Origin of the sequence: Streptomyces sp. W16 (assembly GCF_033194735.1) — a bacterium.
In the GTDB taxonomy this organism is placed as follows: domain Bacteria; phylum Actinomycetota; class Actinomycetes; order Streptomycetales; family Streptomycetaceae; genus Streptomyces.
The window spans coordinates 1-752 of record NZ_JAWOAI010001209.1; the positions used below are offsets into that span (position 1 = coordinate 1).

Below are 752 nucleotides of genomic sequence, written 5' to 3' on the forward strand. Positions count from 1 at the left end.
GCTGCGCGCCCCCAGCCGGTCGAGGAGCTGGTCGCGGCGGCGCCGGTACCGCAGCCGGCACGCGCGCACGTGCCGGTCGTAGGCATGGCTGTCGATCATTTCGGCGAGCGCCAGCTGACCGATGGTCTCGGTGTGGTGGTCGCTGTGCAGCTTGGCGTCGGCGACCGCGTCGACCAGGTGGGGCGGCAGCACCATCCAGCCGAGCCGCAGCGCGGGCCCGAGCGTCTTGGAGGCGGTCCCCAGGTACGCGACCTGTCCCGGCGCCATCCCCTGGAGCGCGCCCACGGGCTGCCGGTCGTAGCGGAACTCCCCGTCGTAGTCGTCCTCGACGATCAGTCCCCCACGCGCGCGTGCCCAGTCGGTCAGCGCCCGTCTGCGCTCCGGGTGCAGGGTCACGCCGGTCGGGTACTGGTGGGCCGGTGTCAGCACCACGGCCGCCGCGTCCCCCAACTCCTCGGCGCGGGCGCCCCGTTCGTCGACCTGGACGGGCACCACGTTGCCGCCGTTGTGCCGGACCACCTCCCGGTGGAAGGGCAGTCCGGGATCCTCCATGGCCACCCGGGAACCGTCGAGCACGCGCGTGAGGAGCGCGAGCCCCTGTACATATCCGGACGTGATCACGATCCGCTCCGGGGGTGCGATCACCCCGCGCGCCCGCCCCAGGTAGCACGAGAGCGCGGTGCGCAGTTCGACACGGCCGCGCGGATCGCCGTAGTCGTACGCCAAGGAGGGTGCCGTCGCGATGGCGCGGC

General features: G+C 73.4%; 1 protein-coding gene. It reads right to left on the bottom strand.

The features are described from left to right. Positions 1–752, bottom strand: a 752-nt coding sequence (locus tag R6V09_RS54250) for an aminotransferase-like domain-containing protein (RefSeq protein WP_317888700.1), incomplete at both ends; no start/stop codon positions are given.